This window comes from Mycobacteriales bacterium, from assembly GCA_036497565.1.
GTDB lineage: Bacteria > Actinomycetota > Actinomycetes > Mycobacteriales > QHCD01 > DASXJE01.
This window is the reverse complement of sequence record DASXJE010000257.1, coordinates 52,877-70,240: the sequence shown is the minus strand read 5'-3', so window position 1 is coordinate 70,240 and position 17,364 is coordinate 52,877. Positions and strand designations below refer to the sequence as shown.

Below are 17,364 nucleotides of genomic sequence, written 5' to 3'. Positions count from 1 at the left end.
GATCGGGCAAGGCGGGTCCGCCCGACCCGCGACCCTCGTCACCCGGGCGTTCGGCGTCACCCGGCGGTGAGCAGCGCCACCGGGTAACGGTCGAGCAGATCGCCGACCGGGACCGGTCCGGCGTCGTAGGCGGCGCCGGTCAGTACGTCGGTCCAGCCCTCGCCCGGCAGGGTCAGCGTGGTGTCGAGCCAGCCGGCCGCGCGGTCCAGGCCGGCCGGCCCCAGGGTGGCCACCGTGATCGCGCCACCGCGGTCGAAGGCCAGCACCTGCTCGGCCGCCGGACCCGCTGCCGACAACGGCACGTAGCCGGTGAACAGTTCCGGCTGGTCCCGGCGGAGCCGGAGCGCACGGGAGGTGACCAGGAGCTTCGCGGCACCGCTGTCGTCGACCTCGGGGAGCAGCCCGTCGTCGAGTGCGGCGAGCAGCGCGCGGCGCCGGGTGAAATCGACCGGCCGCCGGTTGTCGGGATCGACCAGCGAGTTGTCCCAGAGCTCGCTGCCCTGGTAGACGTCCGGGACACCGGGCATCGTGAGCTGGACGAGCTTGGCGCCAAGCGAGTTCGACCATCCGTACGGCGTGATCCGACCGACGAACGCCTCGACGTCGGCCCGCAGGTCCGGGTCGTCGTACACCCGGTCGGCGACCGCGTGCATGGCCTGCTCGAACCTCTCGTCGGGGTCGTCCCAGGACGTCGCGGTCCGGGCTTCGCGGGCCGCCTTCTCCAGGTAGGCGTGCAGCCGATCGCGCTCGATCGGCCAACTCCCGGCCACGGTCTGCCACAGCAAATTGGCGAAGGCCCCGTCGGGCAGCGGGGCGGCAGCCGTCCACCGGCGGACCGCGTCGGCCCATTCCCCGGGGAGTTCGGCGAGTACGGCGAGCCGGGCCCGCACGTCCTCCGCGCGCTTGGTGTCGTGGGTCGACAGCGTGGTCATCCCGGCCGGGTGGCGGTCGAGGCGGCGCCGGGCCGCCGCGTGGAAGTCGGTGACCGACCGGCCGATCCGGGCCGGGTCGCCGCCCACCTCGTTGGCCGCGACGAACCGGGTCGCCCGGTAGTACGCCGTGTCCTCGACGCCCTTGGCCATCACCGCGCCGGACTGCTGCTGGAACCGGATCGCCAGTTCGTCGGCCGGATCGTGCAGCCGGGGGGACAGCGCCTCGAGCACCCCGGCCAGGTCGGGCCGCCGCCGGACCGCCTCGGCCAGTGCGGTCGCCAGATCGGTGCCGCCGACGTCGGGCAGGTAGGAACGGTAGACCGGGAAGCAGGCCAGCGCCTCGGCGATCGCCTGGTCCGCGTCGGGGGTCTCCGGCACCAGCCGGGCCATCCGCGCGACCTCGGCACGTTGCATGTCGCTGGCGACGTCGAGCTTGCAGTCGTGCACCAGGTCGTCCCACGAGGGCTGCGGCCCGGCCAGCTCGGTCTGCAGCGCAGACAGAATCGGCTCGCCGGCGCGGTCGACGAAGACCGAGTCGACCTCGGTGAGCGCGTCGTATCCGGTGGTTCCGGCACAGGGCCACGGCGCGGGAAGGACCTCGCCGGGCTCGAGGATCTTCTCGACGATCAGCCACTGCGTCGGCGCGACACCGGCCAGCCGTTCGAGGTAGCCGGTCGGATCGGCCAGGCCGTCCGGGTGGTCGATGCGGATCCCGTCGAGGTCACCCTCCGTCGCCCACCGCAGAACCTCCCGATGGGTGGTCTCGAAGACCTCGGGCTCCTCCACCCGGATCGCGGCCAGCGTCGAGACGGCGAAGAACCGCCGGTAGTTGACCTCGGCGTTGCCCCGACGCCACGGCACGAGCTCGTAGTGCTGGTGGTCGTGGACCTCACGCGGTGTGCCGCCTCCGGTCCCGACGGCGAGCGGAAAACGGTGTTCGTAGTAGCGCAGCTCGCCGTCCTCGACCCGGAGGTGGTCGAGCTCGTCGGGCGCGTCGCCCAGGATCGGAAGGACGAGTCGGCCGCGGGACCAGTCGATGTCGAAGTAGCGCGCGTAGGCCGACTGGGGACCCAGCAGCAGCACGTCCCACCACCACTTGTTTGCCGACGCGTCGGCGACCCCGACGTGGTTGGGCACGATGTCGACGACCATCCCGAGCCGGTGCGCCTTGAGCGCGCCGCACAGGGCGTGCCGGGCGGCCTCACCGCCGAGCTGCTCGCTCACCCGCGAGTGGTCGACGACGTCGTAGCCGTGCATCGAGCCCGACGTCGCCTCGAGCAGCGGTGACGAGTAGAAGTGGCTGACGCCGAGGTCGGCGAGGTATTCGGCGACACCGGCCGCCTGCCACAGGTCGAAGGACGGGCTGACCTGCACGCGATACGTCGCATGGGGGACCGGCACGTCAGGAATCCTTCCGTAGCACGAGCAGCGAGCGTGCGTCGACCGTCACGGTCTGTTCGGCCTCGACCGCCTCGGGATCCTCCAGCTCCGGACGGGCGGTGTCGAGCACGATTTCCCAGGTCGTCGCGTATTCCTCGTGCGGCATGGTGAAGTCGATCCCGGCGTCGTGCGCGTTGAAGCAGAGCAGGAAGGAGTCGTCGACGATGCGCTCGCCGCGCGCATCCGTGTCGGGGATGCCTTCGCCGTTGAGGAATACGGCGACGGACCGGCCGAAGCCGGAACCCCAGTCCTGCTCGGTCATCTCCTCACCGGACGGGGTGAGCCAGCCGATGTCGCGCAGCGGTTCGCCGCCGCCGCGGCGGATCGGCCGTCCGTCGAAGAAGCGGCGCCGCCGGAAGACCTGGTGCTCCCGCCGAAGGTCCGACAGTCGGGCCGTGAACTCGATCAGCTCATCGTCGACGTCTTCCCAGTCGACCCAGGTGATCTCGTTGTCCTGGCAGTAGGTGTTGTTGTTGCCGCGCTGGGTGCGGCCTAGCTCGTCGCCGTGCAGCAGCATGGGGACACCGAGGGACAGCAGCAGGGTGGCGAGGAAGTTACGTCGCTGCTTTCCGCGCAGTGCGAGGACATCGGGATCGTCGCTCGGCCCTTCCACGCCGCAGTTCCACGATCTGTTGTGGCTCTCGCCATCGCGGTTGCCCTCGCCGTTGGCTTCGTTGTGCTTGTTGTTGTAGGAGACGAGATCGGTCAGCGTGAATCCGTCGTGGCAGGTGACGAAGTTGATGCTGGCGATCGGACGTCGCCCCGACTGGGCGTAGAGATCGGCCGATCCGGTGATCCGGGCGGCGAATTCCCCCAGCGTCGCCGGCTCGCCGCGCCAGAAATCCCTGACCGTGTCGCGGAACTGGCCGTTCCACTCCGTCCACTGTGGAGGGAAGTTGCCGACCTGGTAGCCGCCGGGGCCGACGTCCCATGGCTCGGCGATCAGTTTCACCTGGCTCACCGTCGGGTCCTGCTGCACCAGGTCGAAGAATGTCGACAGTCGCTCGACGTCGTAGAACTCCCGGGCGAGCGCGGCCGCAAGGTCGAAGCGGAACCCGTCGACGTGCATCTCGGTGACCCAGTAGCGCAGCGAGTCCATGATCAGCTGCAGGGCGTGGGGATGCCGGACGTTGAGGGAGTTTCCGGTGCCCGTGTAGTCCATGTAGAACTCGGGCTTGTCCTCGACGAGCCGGTAGTACGACGCGTTGTCGATGCCGCGGAACGACAGCGTCGGGCCGAGGTGGTTGCCTTCGGCGGTGTGGTTGTAGACGACGTCGAGGATGACTTCGATCCCGGCCTCGTGCAGGGCCTTGACCATCGCCTTGAACTCCGGCACCTGCTGGCCGGCCTGCCCGGTGGCGGCGTAGGCGTTGTGCGGGGCGAGGAAGCCGATCGTGTTGTAGCCCCAGTAGTTGCGCAGGCCGCGCTGGACCAGGCCGTGATCGTGGACGAACTGGTGCACGGGCATGAGTTCGATGGCCGTGATGCCGAGCCGGTTCAGGTGATCGATGGTCGTCGGGTGTGCGATCCCGGCGTAGGTGCCCCGCAGCTCCTCGGGAATCTTGGGGTTGCGGTAGGTCAGTCCCCGCACATGCGCTTCGTAGATGAGCGACTCGTTGTAGGGGCGCTTCGGTGCGCGGTCGTTGCCCCAGTCGAAGAACGGGTTGACCACGACCGACTTCGGCATGTGCGGGGCGGAGTCGGTGGTTTCCTGACGGTCCCGCGCGTCGAACCGGTAGCTGAACAGCGACGGGTCCCAGTCGATGTCGCCCTCGATCGCCTTCGAGTAGGGGTCGAGGAGCAGCTTGGACGGGTTACAGCGCTGGCCCGCCTTGGGGTTGTAGGGGCCATACACCCGGTAGCCGTAGCGCTGGCCGGGGAGGACGCCCGGCAGGTAGCCGTGCCACACGAAGCCGTCGACCTCCGGGAGCACGACCCGCTCCTCGGTGCCGTCCTCGTCGAAGAGGCACAGCTCCACCCGCTCGGCGACCTCCGAGAAGATCGAGAACGTGGTGCCCGTCCCGTCGTGGGTGGCGCCTAGCGGGTAGGAAGGCCCTGGCCAGACCTGCACGATTGCTCCTTTCACCGGGGCGTGTATCCCCGCGTACGACGTCTCGGCTCCCTGACCGTAGTGCAGCCACCCGTCGTCGGCCCGCCGAAGGCCCCGCCGGGGGTGGCCAGGTGATTGTGGTCACCAGGCGTCACACCGGCCGCCGGTGGGTCACTCCCCGGCGGGTCCGGTGGCGGGCTCGGGCGGACGCGGCTTCTGGTGCTGGCAGTCGCACCAGGAACCCCCGCGGCAGCGCTCGTGGCGACGTTCCCGGCATTCCTTGCAGATCACCCGCCCAGTGTGCCCCCGCCCGCTACGGGCCGGCCTGGATCCGGGGTCCGGACGGCGGCCGGCGGAAACTGTCGGACGCCCGTCGTACCGTGGTCGTGTGAGAGCAGTCAACGATCCGGAGCAGCCCCCCGTCCCGTCGACCGGGCGGTTCGAGGTCGTCAGCGACTTCCAGCCGTCGGGCGACCAGCCGACCGCCATCGACGAGCTCGAGCGGGCCGTGACCGAGGGTCAGCGCGACACCGTGCTGCTCGGCGCGACCGGGACCGGGAAGTCGGCGACGGCCGCCTGGCTGATCGAGCGGGTCCAGCGACCGACGCTGGTGATGGCGCCCAACAAGACCCTGGCCGCCCAGCTCGCCAACGAGTTCCGGGAGCTGCTCCCGAACAACGCGGTCGAGTATTTCGTGTCCTACTACGACTACTACCAGCCCGAGGCCTACGTCCCGCAGACCGACACCTACATCGAGAAGGACTCGTCGGTCAACGACGAGGTGGAGCGGCTGCGCCACTCGGCCACCAACAGCCTGCTCACCCGGCGGGACGTCGTCGTCGTGGCCACCGTCTCCTGCATCTACGGCCTGGGGACGCCGGAGGAGTATGTCGCCCGCTCGGTCCGGCTGGAGCCCGGCGAGGAGGTCGATCGCGACGTGCTGCTCCGGCGCCTCGTCGAGGAGCAGTACACCCGCAACGACCTGGCGTTCACCCGGGGCACCTTCCGGGTCCGTGGCGACACCATCGAGGTCTTCCCGGTCTATGAAGAGCTCGCGATCCGGATCGAGATGTTCGGCGACGAGATCGAGCGGCTCTACTACCTGCACCCGCTCACCGGAGAGGTGGTGCGGGAGGTCGAGGAAGTGTTCATCTTCCCGGCCACGCACTACGTCGCCGGCGCGGAGCGGATGGAGCGGGCCATCGCCGGCATCGAGGCGGAGCTGGCCGAGCGGCTGACCGAGCTCGAGTCGCAGGGCAAGCTGCTGGAGTCGCAGCGGCTGCGGATGCGGACGACGTACGACGTCGAGATGATGCGGCAGGTCGGCTTCTGCTCCGGGATCGAAAACTACTCGCGGCACATCGACGGCCGGGCCGCGGGGAGCGCCCCCTCCTGCCTGCTCGACTACTTCCCCGAGGACTTCCTGCTCGTCATCGACGAGTCCCACGTCACCGTGCCGCAGATCGGTGGGATGTACGAAGGCGACATGTCCCGCAAGCGGACCCTCGTCGACCACGGGTTCCGGCTGCCGTCGGCGACCGACAACCGGCCGCTGAAGTGGGACGAGTTCGCCGACCGGATCGGGCAGACGGTCTACATGTCGGCGACGCCGGGCACCTACGAGCTCGGCCGTACCACGGGCAAGGTTGTCGAGCAGGTCATCCGGCCCACCGGGCTGGTCGACCCGCAGGTGGTGCTCAAGCCGACCAAGGGCCAGATCGACGACCTGGTGCACGAGATCCGCGCCCGGGCCGAGCGCGACGAGCGGGTGCTCGTCACGACCCTGACGAAGAAGATGTCCGAGGACCTCACCGATTACCTCCTCGAGCTGGGCATCCGGGTGCGCTACCTGCACTCCGAGGTCGACACGCTGCGCCGGGTCGAGCTGCTCCGGGAGCTGCGCAAGGGGGAGTTCGACGTCCTCGTGGGCATCAACCTGCTCCGGGAGGGCCTCGACCTGCCCGAGGTGTCGTTGGTCAGCATCCTCGACGCCGACAAGGAAGGGTTCCTGCGCAGCGGCACGTCGCTGATCCAGACGATCGGCCGCGCCGCCCGCAACGTGTCCGGTCAGGTGCACATGTACGCCGACAACGTCACCCCGTCGATGCAGCACGCGATCGACGAGACCAACCGCCGGCGGGACAAGCAGATCGCCTACAACCTCGAGCGTGGGGTCGACCCGCAGCCGCTCCGGAAGAAGATCGTCGACATCCTCGACGACATCTACCGCGAGGCCGAGGAGACCGAGCTGGTCGGCGGGTCCGGCCGGCAGCAGTCCCGCGGCAAGGCCCCGGTGCCGGGCCTGTCCTCCCGCGGCAAGTCCGCCGGGCGGGAGGTCGGGGTGCACGCCAAGGAGCTGGCCGGTATGCCGCGCGCCGAGCTGGCCGACCTGATCCAGCAGCTCAACGACCAGATGCTCGCCGCTGCGCGTGAGCTGCAGTTCGAGCTGGCGGCCCGGCTGCGCGACGAGATCGGTGAGCTCAAGAGGGAGCTGCGCGGAATGGACACCGCCGGGGTTCGGTAACGGCCGGTGGTCAGCCGTCCTTGGCGAACTCGCTGGCGCCGTACCAGTCGATCAGGACGACGTCTTCCTCGCCGATGACCCACGCGTCGTGCCCTTCGGGGAGCGAGGTGACGCCGCCGGCGTGGGAGTCGAACTCGCCGCCGTCGGCCATGAGCAGGTGCAGGGTCCCGCTGACCTGGTACTGGAAGTGCGGCGCCTCGCACCAATCGGTGCCGGCGATCGGCTTGACGTGGCTGCTCCACCGCCAGCCCGGGTGCAGCACCAGGCGCCCGATCGAACCGCCGGCCATGTGCAGCAGTTCCGCGCGGCCGTAGTCGAATTCGCGGACCTCGTCCGGCTGGGCGAACGTCTTGGATTCCACGGCCGGCCCGGCGTGTGCGCTCATGGTCTTCCTCTCAGCTCCCCGAACCCCGGGACTCGTCCCGGAGACTGATCTGCATCCAGCATGAGCCGCGGCGGTGCACCGATCAACCACGTTGGATGGTCCGGTGGTGGTGCGGTCAGCGGGGAGGCGCCGCGACCGGCACGTCGCCCTGCTCCCGCGCGTCGCGGGTCACCTTGCGTTCGGCGACGAAGGAGAGGAACGGGACCGTCCCGGCGAGGCAGACGAGCACCAGCTTGACCGGTGACCACCGGGCCCGGAAACCGAGCTCCGCGGTCGCCAGCAGGTAGACGATGTAGAGGAAGCCGTGGATGGGCCCGACGATCTCGACGACCGTCTTCTGGTCGGCGGCGTACTGCAGCGGTACACCGACGAGAACCAGGATCAGCAGACCGGTCCCGACGACCCAGGCGATGATCCGATAGCGGATCAGGGCGCCGTTCACGGGCGGTGCGGGGGCGGTCGGAGGGGCACGGATCGAGGCTACCCGGCGGCCTCGACGGCGCCGCCGCGGACCCGGCCGGTCCCGTTCGTCCGGAATAAGTCGGTCGCGTCGGGGGTCGGGGAAGGTGGCAAGATTCTCCGAGGGTCAACGGGTGGACACGATGAGGAACGGTGGCGAGGGTCCGGTGAGCGGTGTCGTCCTGCGGTACCGCAGGTCATGACGGACCGCGGTTCGCCCACGGTCCTCCCCGCAGCCGATCCTGTCCCGCCGTCGGCCGCGGGGGTCACCTCATATCTGCGGATCCTGCGACACGGTCCGGCTGCCCGGCCCTTCGCCGCGGCGGTGATCGCCCGGCTGCCGATCTCGATGGCGCCCCTCGGCACCCTGCTCCTCGTGCAGCACGTCCGCGGGTCCTACGGCGTCGCCGGCCTGGTGACCGGAGCCTTCGCTCTCGGGACCGCGGCCGGCACCCCCATCTGGGGCCGGCTGATGGACCGCTTCGGGCAACCGAAGGTCGTCATCCCCACGTCGCTGGCCAGCGCCGGATTTCTGGTCGCGCTCGCGATCTCCGCAGCGCTCGGCGGGGCCGACGGCCTGCTCATCGCGCTGGCCGCCGCGACCGGGATCACGTTCCCGGCGATCGGTCCGGCCATGCGGGCCGCCTGGCGGGTGGCGCTGAAGGACGAAGGGCTGCGTCGTGCGGGCTACGCCCTCGACGCGGTGGCGGTCGAGTCGATCTTCATCGGCGGGCCGCTGCTGCTCTCGCTGCTGCTCGCGGTGACACCCCCCGTCGTACCGCTGCTGGTGACGGCCGGGCTGCTGGCCGGCGGCGGCGTGGCCTACAGCCTGACCGCTGCGGCGCGCACCTGGCGCCCGGCGCCGCACCAACCGCCGACCGACGGGCGGCCGGTCGGTCGCTTCACCGCCTCGGCGGTGGCCGCCGCCGGCATCCCGGCGGTGCTCGGGGTGACCGCGATGATGAGCGTCGGCTTCGGCCACCTCGACACCTCGATCGCCGCCACCGCCCGCGAGGTTCTCGGCGACCAGGCGCGGCTCGGGCTGCTCTTCGCGGCGATCGCCGGCGGCAGCGCCACCGGCGGCCTCTGGTACGGCGCGCACCGCTGGGCCCCCGGGCACGAGCACCGGCGACTGCCCATCTCGCTCGGGCTCTTCACCCTGGGCCTCGTGCCGCTCTCGATCCTGCTGGGGGCGGGGGATCCGCACCTGTGGATCCTGCTCCCGTTGCTCTTCCTGGCCGGCCTGTCCATCGCGCCGAGCCTGATCATGTTGCAGAACCTCATCGACGCGCTCGCACCCACGCACCGGGTGAACGAGGCGCAGGCCTGGCTGTCCGCGGCGAGCACGACCGGGGCGGCTACCGGGACGGCGATCGCGGGCATCGTCATCGACGCCGCCGGCGTGCCCTGGGGGTTCGCCGGCGCCGCGGCGGCGGTCGCCGTCACCTGCCTGATCGCCCTCGCGAGCCAACGCACCTGGCGAAGTTTCGTCGCCCCCACCACCGGGCCGTGATCTCGGGCGGCGGCCCACCCACCCGTGACCCTCTCTGGAAGGACGGCACGCAGTGCGCATCACGGCGGTCAGGACCTATCCCGTCTGGATCGGCTCCCGTCTTCAACTGCTGGTGAAGGTGGAGACCGACGATGGCCTGCACGGCTGGGGGGAGAGCGGGTTTTCCAGCCGGGAGCGGGCGGTGACGGGCGCCGTCGAGCACTTCAGCCACTTCCTGATCGGCCGCGACCCGATGCGGGCCGGGGCGCTGTGGCAGGAGATGTACCGCGGGCAGTACTTCGAGGGCGGCCGGGTACTGACCGCCGCCATCTCCGCGATCGACATCGCGCTCTACGACATCAAGGGCAAGGCGCTGGGGGTCCCGGTCTACGAGCTGCTCGGCGGCCGCCAGCGGGACACGGTCGAGGGCTTCGCCTCGGTGGACGGCCGCGACCCCGGGCTGATGATCGGGCGGGCCCGCACGCTGATGAGCCAGGGCTGGCGCTGCCTGCGGCTCGGCATGAGCATGTCGCCGTTCGACGACCCGACCGTCTACGACCCGTGGATCTCGCTGACCGAGACCGCAGACGCGTTGGTCTCCGCGCGCCGCGAGCTCGGACCGGCGGTGACGCTCGGGATCGACTACCACCACCGGCTCAGCGTCGCCGAGGCCGCGTCGTTCTGTCAGCGCATGCCGATCGGCACCCTGGACTTCCTCGAGGAGCCGATCCGGGACGAGACGCCGCAGGCCTACGAAGCACTGCGCCGGCTGACCCCGGTGCCCTTCGCGATCGGCGAGGAGTTCGCCTCGAAGTGGCAGTTCCTGCCCTACATCGAAGGCGGCCTGGCGCAGTACGCGCGGCTGGACATCTGCAACGTCGGCGGCTTCACCGAGGCGATGAAGGTCGCCGGCTGGTCCGAGGCCCATTACATCGACCTGATGCCCCACAACCCGCTCGGTCCGATCTGTACGGCCGCGACGGTGCACCTGGCCGCTGCGACCCCCAACTTCGCGTGGCTGGAGTGCCGCGAGTCGGCGGGGGAGGAGACCCGCTTCCACGAGTCGCCGATCTTCGTCGACCGGGTGGCGCTGGCCGGGCACTCGTACCCGGTTCCGGACCGGCCGGGCCTCGGCGTCGACGTCGACGAGGACGGGTTGGCCGAGGCGGTCAGCGAACGCTGGTGGGAGTCGCCGCACCTGCGGCGGCCGGACGGCTCGCACACGAACTGGTGATCGGCCGCCGGGTCAGCGCGGACCGGGCCCGCGTGACCCGAGGTGGCCGGTGAACCAGTCGGCTGCGAGGTCCGCAACCGATTCGAGCGTCCCCGCCTCGGCGAACAGATGGCTCGCTCCCGGAACCACCGCCAGCCGGTTCTCCCCGGTGAGCCGCCGCTGCGCGCTGCGGTTGAGGTCGAGCACCTGTGGGTCGTCGCCGCCGACCACGAGCAGCGTCGGCGCCCGCACCTGCGACAGCCGGTCGGCGGCGAGATCGGGCCGGCCGCCGCGGGACACCACGGCGGCGATGTCGGCGTCCGGCTCGCCCGCCGCCCACAGCGCGGCGGCGGCGCCCGTACTCGCCCCGAAGTAGCCGACCGGCCGCCCCGCGCACCCACGCTCCCCGCGCACCCACGCGGTCACCTCGGTGAGCCGCCCGGCGAGCAGCGCGATGTCGAAGACATTGGCCCGGTCCCGCTCCTCGGCCGGAGTGAGCAGGTCGAAGAGCAGTGTCCCGAGCCCGGCCCGGTTGAGCGCGGTCGCGACCAGCTGGTTACGCGGGCTGAGCCGGCCGCTGCCGCTGCCGTGGACGAACACGACGAGCCCCCGGCCGTCGTCCGGCGGGGTCAGCAGACCCGCCAGCCGGACCGGCCCGGCCGGTACCTGCACCTCAGCACTCATCGCGGCTCGCCCGAGGCCGGTGCCCGATTGGCATCGCGGATGGGCATCCGGGACACTGTGTGGGCAGGAGGGGAGTATCCCGACGCGGCGGAATCGTCATCACGGTCGAGTTCGACCCGGTGCCGCCGGCCATCCAGGTGGGAGAGACCTCCGGTAGGTGACGTGTGACGTCCGACCGGAGGAGAGTGCATGAACATCCCCCTGTGGGTCTGGGGTCTGACCGTCGGCGTTCTGGTCGCCGTACTCGTCTTCGACCTGGTGGTCATCGGTCGCCGTCCGCACGAGCCCTCGCTGCGGGAGTGCGGGATCGCGATCGCGGTGTACGTCGGCCTGGCGGTCGCGTTCGGCATCGGCGTCTGGGTGCTGGCCGGTTCGACCCACGGGAAAGAGTTCTTCGGCGGCTGGCTCACCGAGTACAGCCTTTCCGTCGACAACCTGTTCGTCTTCGTCATCCTGATGGCGCGGTTCGGGGTGCCGCGAGCTCTGCAGCAGACGGCGCTGATGGTGGGGATCATCCTCGCGTTGGTACTGCGCGGAGTGTTCATCGCGGTGGGCGCCGCAGCCATCTCGGCATTCTCGTGGGTGTTCTACCTCTTCGGCGCGTTTCTCGTCTACACGGCCGTGCAGCTCGCGCGGAACAAGGACGACGACGGGGAGACGCGTGACAACGCCGTGATGCGCTGGCTGATGCGGCGGCTGCCCTTGACCGAGGACTACGCGGGCGTGCACCTCTCGACCGTCCGCGACGGCCGGCGGCTCGCCACGCCGATGTTGATCGTGATCATCGCGCTCGGCACCACCGACCTGCTGTTCGCGCTCGACTCGATCCCGGCCATCTACGGCCTCACCAAGGCTCCGTACCTGGTCTTCGCCGCAAACGTCTTCGCCCTGATGGGACTGCGGCAGCTCTACTTCCTGATCGGGGGTCTGCTGAGCAGGCTCGTCTATCTCTCCATCGGCCTGTCGGTGATCCTCGGCTTCATCGGCGTCAAGCTGATCTGCGAGGCGCTGGCCGGCAGCGGCCTGTCGTGGGCGCCGCACATCGGCATCGAGGTGTCGTTGGGGGTCATCGTCGGGGTGTTGCTGGTGACCACTCTCGCCAGCATCGTGAAGACCCGGCGGGACCCGTCCGCGGTGCGCGCGATGCCGGGTTCGCAGACGGGGCACGGCGGAGACGGCTGAGGGCCGCGACGCCGTTACGCCGTTACCCGTCGGCGCGTCCGGCGACGAGCTGCCCGTCCTGATAGACCGACCGGATCCGCTCCCGCAGCGAGCCGACGTCGTACGGATCGCCGTCGACGACGACCAGGTCGGCCCGCTTGCCCGGCGCGACCGACCCGAGGTCGGCGTCGACCCCGAGCAGTTCGGCGGCGCTGAGCGTCGTCGCGCGCAGCGCCTGGGCGGGCGACATCCCGCAGTCGACCATCAGCGCGATCTCCCGCAGATTGTCACCGTGCGGGCCGACTCCGGAGTCGGTGCCCATCGCGACCTTGACACCGGCGCCGACCGCCCGGCGCACCGCGTGGGTGTGCTGGTCGATGACCATCCGCGCCTTCTCGACGACCGCCGGCGTGAGCGGGACGCCGGCGTCGACCGCGTCGATCACCGCACGCGGTGCGGCGAGCGTGGGCACCAGCCAGGTGCCGTGCTCGAGCATCATCCCGATGCCCTCGTCGTCGAGGTAGATGCCGTGCTCGATCGACCGGACGCCGTTGCGTACGGCGACCTTGATGCCGTCGGCGGCCTGCGCGTGGGCCATCACGAACAGGCCGGCCGCGGTCGCCTCCTCCACCAGTACGGCGATCTCCTCGTCCCGGAAGTGTCCGTGGCGCGGATCGTCCCGCGGCGACAGCACACCGCCGCTGGTCGCGACCTTCAAGACGTTCGCGCCGGACCGGATCAGCTCGCGGACCTTACGGCGCATCTCGTCGGGCCCGTCGACGATCGTCGACGGCCGACCCGGATGCGGCGCCAGCAGCGGCACCGAACAGCCCGAAGGCAGCATGTCGTCGCCGTGCCCGCCGGTCTGGCTCAACATCGACAGCGCGATCTGCGTCCGCGGGCCGCGGATCAGTCCATCGGCCAGAGCCTGCGCGATGCCGAGGTCGGCGCCGCCGGCGTCGCGGACCGAGGTGATCCCCGCGTCGAGCGTGCGGCCGAGGTTCTGTTCGGCGAGGTAGAACTGGTAGGAGAACGGCGTGTGGGCGATGGTGAGCCGGTCGAGCGTGCTGATCGTGACGTGCACGTGGCAGTCGAAGAACCCAGGCAGCAGCGTCGCGCCGGCGAGGTCGACGCTCGTGTCGCCGTCGAGCCCCGTACCCACGTCGACGATGCGGCCGCCGTCCACGACGACGTCGGCGGTCATCGGGTCGACCCCGGTCCCGTCGAACACCCGGCCCCCGGTGAACAGCGTCCGGCTCATGCGCGACCGCCGCCGCCGCGTGGACAAAACCCACTAGTAGTGGGTTTTGGACGGCTGGTACGGCGTGTCGTGGACCAAAACCCACTAGTAGTGGGTTTTGTCCAGGGAGCGCGAGAGTGCGGAGCGGCCATGGGCGCGACCATAGTCGGCGGCCGGTAGGGGGATCCGCGGCGCCGTCCCGCCCTGGACACCCGTCCCAGGCGCCTGGCTCTGGGCCGGACAGAAAACGGGCGGTCCCCTCAAGACGACACCGCGGTCCCCGGATGGTTCGCACACGGCGACCATCCGGTTCATGGTCGGCGGAGATTCCGTGCCCGGCCCGCCGGGCAATACCCGCTCGGCGCGGGTCCGGCCGGCGCGCTAGCGTCCCCGGCATGAAGCCTGCCGACCTCGGTCTCCTCCGCATCCCCGGCCTGCCGACGCTCTCGCCCGACGGCTCCCGCGCCGTCGTCACCGTCGCCCGACCAGATCTCGACGAGGATGAATACGTCAGCCAGCTCTGGTTGGTTCACATCGACGGCGACGAGCCACCGCGCCAGCTGACCCAGGGCCGCAGCGACGCCGGGCCGCGCTTCTCGCCCGACGGTCGGTTTCTCGCGTTCGTCCGGAAGGTCAAGGACGGCAAGCCGCAGCTCTACGTCATGCCGACCGACGGCGGCGAGCCGCGGCAGGTCACCGACCACCCCCTCGGCGCCGGCCCCGCACAGTGGCGGCCCGACTCCGGCGCGCTGGCCTACTGCGCCCGGGTGCCCGAGGACGGCCGGTACGGCACCACGGAGGGGGTGACGCCGGACAAGGAGCGGCCGCGCCGGATCACGACGCTGGAGTATCGCCGGGACGGTGTCGGCTTCCTCACCGACCGCCGGCCCCATGTCTTCGTGGTCGACCCGTTCGCCGACGAGCCGGAGCCGGTCCAGGTGACGGCCGGTGATTTCGACGACTCCGATGTGACCTGGAGCCCCGACGGGTCGCTACTGGCCTTCATCTCCCGTCGGCACGAGAACGCCGAGCTCGATATGCGCAGCGACGTGTTCGTCTGCCGACCGGACGGCTCCGACCTGCACCGCATCACCGACACGACGCTCGACGCGGGCCAGCCCGCCTACTCACCGGACGGACAGACGGTCTTCTTCGTGGCCGAGGACCTCGGCCCGACGGGGCGCGACTTCGCCGGCCGCAACCGCGGCCTGTTCGCCGTACCGTCGGACGGATCGGGGAAATCGCGACGGCTCACCGACGCCGAGGAGTTCAACTCCGGCGACGGCACCGGCCGCACGGTCGTCACACCCGACGGCGTGCTCTTCGGCAACGAGCGGCGCGGTTCGATCGAGTTGCTGCGGGTGCCATTCGACGGTGGCCCGGTCACGTCCCTGCTCGACGGACCGCGCATGGTGACGGCGTTCGACGCCGCCGCCGGCACGGTCGTCGCGACGGTCGCCGACGGCGGCAACGCCGGTGAACTGGTCGCGCTGCAGGACGGCAAGGAGCGGGTGCTCACCGACTTCGGCGCGGCGATGACGGCCGGCGCGGACCTGTTCACGCCTCAGGAGCTGACCGCGACCGCGCCGGATGGATACCCGGTGCACGGCTGGCTCGTCCGACCCGCCGGCGACGGTCCGCATCCGGTGCTGCTGCTGATCCACGGCGGCCCGTTCAGCCAGTACGGATGGACCCTCCTCGACGAGGCGCAGGTCTACGCCGGCGCCGGATACGCCGTGGTGATGGGCAATCCGCGCGGCTCCTCCGGCTACGGCGAGGTGCACGGCCGGGCCGTCCGCGGCGACGTCGGCGAGCGCTCCGCCGCCGATCTGCTCGCGCTGCTCGACCGGGCTCTGCAGCAACCCGGCCTCGACGCCGACCGGGTCGGAGTGCACGGCGGGTCGCACGGCGGATTCATGACCAGCTGGCTGGTCGGCCACACCGACCGGTTCCGGGCCGGCATCAGCGAGCGCGCGGTCAACGCGATCGACAGTTTCACCGGCTCCAGCGACATCGGCTGGTTCTTCGGCGACGAGATGTACGGCGCGGATGCCGAGCAGCAGCGCAGGCAGAGCCCGCTCACCTACGTCGACCAGATCAACACGCCGCTGCTGATCGTGCACTCCGAGCAGGACTGGCGGTGTCCGGTCGAGCAGGCGCAGCGGCTCTTCGTGGCGCTCAAGCTGCGCGGTGTCGAGACCGAGTTGCTGCTCTTCCCCGGCGAGGGACACGAGCTGTCCCGCTCGGGTCTGCCGAGCCACCGGCTGGCGCGGTTCGACGCGATCCTCGACTGGTGGTCGCGGCACCTGCACTGAGGTCGCGGGATCAGTCCGGGCGGTCCGACCTGCGCCGGATGATGGCCTCCGCCTGCGCGAGGTCGGCCGGCAGCGTCACCTTGATGTTGTCGACCTCGCCGGGCACCCAGCGGACCGACGCCTGCGAGTAGCGCTGCACGCACGCCGAGGTGTCGGTGCCGGTGAAGCCGTCGGCGGCGGCCGCGTCGTACGCCGCGAGCAATGGCCCGGCGGCGAACGCCTGCGGTGTCTGCACCCGGACGTGGTCGGTGCCGAGCCGGCGCCGCACGGTGGCGTCGTCGGCCACCTCGACCAGGTCGCCGGCCGGGATCCCGGGTACGGCGCCGCCTTGCCGCGCGGCCGTGTCGACCACGGCACGCACGAGGCCCGGAGACGGCAGTGGGCGGGCGCCGTCATGGATGACGACGACCTCGACCGCACCGGCGGCGACGGCGGGGGCGAGCGTCCGCAGCGCGTGGTACTCCGACTCGTGCCGGGTCGCGCCGCCGTCGACCAGGTCGACCGCGACTGGTGCCGGCTCGGCGTCGAGCAGCGCCCGCGCCATGGCGCGGTCCTCGTCGCGGATCACCAGCACGAGGCGGACCAGCCCGGGCAGGGCCGCCATCGCCCGCAACGACCAGGTGATCAGATGCTCGCCCGCGAGCGGGAGATAGACCTTGTTGGCCCCGCCGCCGAACCGGGTCCCGGACCCGCCGGCCAGCACGATCGCGGCCACGCGCGGCAGGTGGCCGTCCTGCTCGTGCGAGCTCGTCATCGCCCGGCGCCGGCGCGGCGGGACTTCCGGGCGAGCAGGTCGCCGGCGGCCTCGAGATCCGGCACTATCCACCGCGCACCGGGATAGACGTCGGGCGGTCGCCGGGCATGGTCGACGACGACGACGTCCGAACCCGCTGCGACTCCGGCCGCGCAGCCGCGCGGGCTGTCCTCCACGACGAGACAGCCGGTGGGTGCGCGGCCGAGCCGGTCGGCCACGCGGAGGTAGGTCTCCGGGTCGGGCTTGCCGGCGGTGACGTCGTCGCCACACACGACGGCGACGAACGTCTCGCGCCAGCCGAAGCGGTCCAGGACGTCGTCCAGGTACGGCCGGGTCGCCGACGTCGCCACGGCGAGCACCGTGCCCTGCGCGCGGAGCCGGTCCAAACAGGGCACCGCACCGGGCATCGGGGACAGGGCGCCCAACAGCGACCAGAACCTGCGCTCCCGCCCGGCCAGCAGTTCGTCGGCCGGGACGTCGTAGCGTTCGGCGAGCTGCGCGGTGAGCTCGTCCACCCGCTGCCCGATGAACTCGTCGAAGACGCCCGCTGGTGGGTCGATGCCGAAGTCGAGCAGCGTCTCGCGGGCCGCCCGCTCGTGCAGCGGTTCGGAGTCGACCAGGGTGCCGTCGAGGTCGAAGACGACGGCGCGTGCGGTGGCCTCGACGCGGGTCATGCCCCCCAGTCTGGCCGGTCGGTCATCGGTGCCAGACTCAG

12 protein-coding genes and 1 pseudogene are annotated in these 17,364 nt (G+C 71.0%); 5 read left to right on the top strand and 8 right to left on the bottom strand.

What is annotated here, in order from left to right; all coding sequences use genetic code 11:
* Positions 1-56 precede the first annotated feature (56 nt).
* Together treY and glgX are read right to left on the bottom strand one after the other, a co-directional pair.
* Positions 57-2,333 carry a malto-oligosyltrehalose synthase gene (treY, locus tag VGH85_20595; protein ID HEY2176212.1) on the bottom strand — a complete coding sequence of 759 codons (2,277 nt, stop codon included), beginning with the start codon at positions 2,331-2,333 and terminating at the stop codon, positions 57-59.
* A 1-nt stretch (position 2,334) separates the two neighbouring features.
* Complete coding sequence (gene glgX / locus VGH85_20590; protein HEY2176211.1) at positions 2,335-4,443, bottom strand: glycogen debranching protein GlgX; 2,109 nt, start codon at positions 4,441-4,443, stop codon at positions 2,335-2,337.
* A gap of 367 nt (positions 4,444-4,810) precedes the next feature.
* Between glgX and uvrB the strand changes: the two genes are divergently transcribed.
* Positions 4,811-6,946 (top strand): excinuclease ABC subunit UvrB, encoded by a 2,136-nt coding sequence (uvrB, locus tag VGH85_20585; protein ID HEY2176210.1) that lies wholly within the window; start codon positions 4,811-4,813, stop codon positions 6,944-6,946.
* Between the two features lie 10 nt (positions 6,947-6,956).
* Here the strand turns inward: uvrB and VGH85_20580 are convergent, their stop codons facing one another.
* Positions 6,957-7,331 carry a cupin domain-containing protein gene (locus VGH85_20580; protein ID HEY2176209.1) on the bottom strand — a complete coding sequence of 125 codons (375 nt, stop codon included), beginning with the start codon at positions 7,329-7,331 and terminating at the stop codon, positions 6,957-6,959.
* Positions 7,332-7,446: 115 nt separating this feature from the next.
* A complete protein-coding gene (locus VGH85_20575) occupies positions 7,447-7,773 on the bottom strand; it encodes a DUF3817 domain-containing protein (protein HEY2176208.1) in 327 nt (108 codons plus the stop codon).
* A 216-nt stretch (positions 7,774-7,989) separates the two neighbouring features.
* On the opposite strand from VGH85_20575, the gene VGH85_20570 reads away from it, so the two are divergent.
* Complete coding sequence (locus tag VGH85_20570) at positions 7,990-9,303, top strand: MFS transporter (GenBank protein ID HEY2176207.1); 1,314 nt, start codon at positions 7,990-7,992, stop codon at positions 9,301-9,303.
* A 52-nt stretch (positions 9,304-9,355) separates the two neighbouring features.
* Entirely contained in the window at positions 9,356-10,516 is a 1,161-nt protein-coding gene (locus VGH85_20565) for a mandelate racemase/muconate lactonizing enzyme family protein (protein HEY2176206.1), read from the top strand.
* Between the two features lie 12 nt (positions 10,517-10,528).
* Here the strand turns inward: VGH85_20565 and VGH85_20560 are convergent.
* A pseudogene (locus VGH85_20560) lies at positions 10,529-11,170 on the bottom strand (phosphoribosyltransferase).
* A 198-nt stretch (positions 11,171-11,368) separates the two neighbouring features.
* Between VGH85_20560 and VGH85_20555 the strand changes: the two are divergent.
* Positions 11,369-12,361: a TerC family protein gene (locus VGH85_20555; protein HEY2176205.1), complete on the top strand. Its 993-nt coding sequence runs from the start codon at positions 11,369-11,371 to the stop codon at positions 12,359-12,361.
* A gap of 22 nt (positions 12,362-12,383) precedes the next feature.
* Here the strand turns inward: VGH85_20555 and VGH85_20550 are convergent, their stop codons facing one another.
* Positions 12,384-13,601, bottom strand: coding sequence for an amidohydrolase family protein (locus tag VGH85_20550; GenBank protein ID HEY2176204.1), 1,218 nt, complete (start codon positions 13,599-13,601; stop codon positions 12,384-12,386).
* Positions 13,602-13,975: 374 nt separating this feature from the next.
* On the opposite strand from VGH85_20550, the gene VGH85_20545 reads away from it, so the two are divergent.
* A complete protein-coding gene (locus tag VGH85_20545) occupies positions 13,976-15,895 on the top strand; it encodes a S9 family peptidase (GenBank protein HEY2176203.1) in 1,920 nt (639 codons plus the stop codon).
* Positions 15,896-15,905: 10 nt separating this feature from the next.
* Here VGH85_20545 and VGH85_20540 read toward each other — a convergent pair whose 3' ends face one another.
* Positions 15,906-16,649 carry a 2-C-methyl-D-erythritol 4-phosphate cytidylyltransferase gene (locus VGH85_20540; GenBank protein HEY2176202.1) on the bottom strand — a complete coding sequence of 248 codons (744 nt, stop codon included), beginning with the start codon at positions 16,647-16,649 and terminating at the stop codon, positions 15,906-15,908.
* The gene (locus VGH85_20535; protein HEY2176201.1) at positions 16,646-17,323 is read right to left on the bottom strand and encodes an HAD family phosphatase; all 678 of its coding nucleotides are present in this window, start codon (positions 17,321-17,323) and stop codon (positions 16,646-16,648) included. Before VGH85_20535 ends, VGH85_20540 begins: the two co-directional genes overlap by 4 nt.
* Positions 17,324-17,364 lie beyond the last annotated feature (41 nt).

Coding starts and splice junctions, on each gene's coding strand:
- VGH85_20580 (HEY2176209.1), bottom strand. CDS start 7,331: ATGAGCGCACACGCCGGGCCGGCCGTGGAATCCAAGACGTTCGCCCAG.
- VGH85_20570 (HEY2176207.1), top strand. CDS start 7,990: ATGACGGACCGCGGTTCGCCCACGGTCCTCCCCGCAGCCGATCCTGTC.
- VGH85_20555 (HEY2176205.1), top strand. CDS start 11,369: ATGAACATCCCCCTGTGGGTCTGGGGTCTGACCGTCGGCGTTCTGGTC.
- VGH85_20550 (HEY2176204.1), bottom strand. CDS start 13,601: ATGAGCCGGACGCTGTTCACCGGGGGCCGGGTGTTCGACGGGACCGGG.
- VGH85_20545 (HEY2176203.1), top strand. CDS start 13,976: ATGAAGCCTGCCGACCTCGGTCTCCTCCGCATCCCCGGCCTGCCGACG.
- VGH85_20540 (HEY2176202.1), bottom strand. CDS start 16,649: ATGACGAGCTCGCACGAGCAGGACGGCCACCTGCCGCGCGTGGCCGCG.
- VGH85_20535 (HEY2176201.1), bottom strand. CDS start 17,323: ATGACCCGCGTCGAGGCCACCGCACGCGCCGTCGTCTTCGACCTCGAC.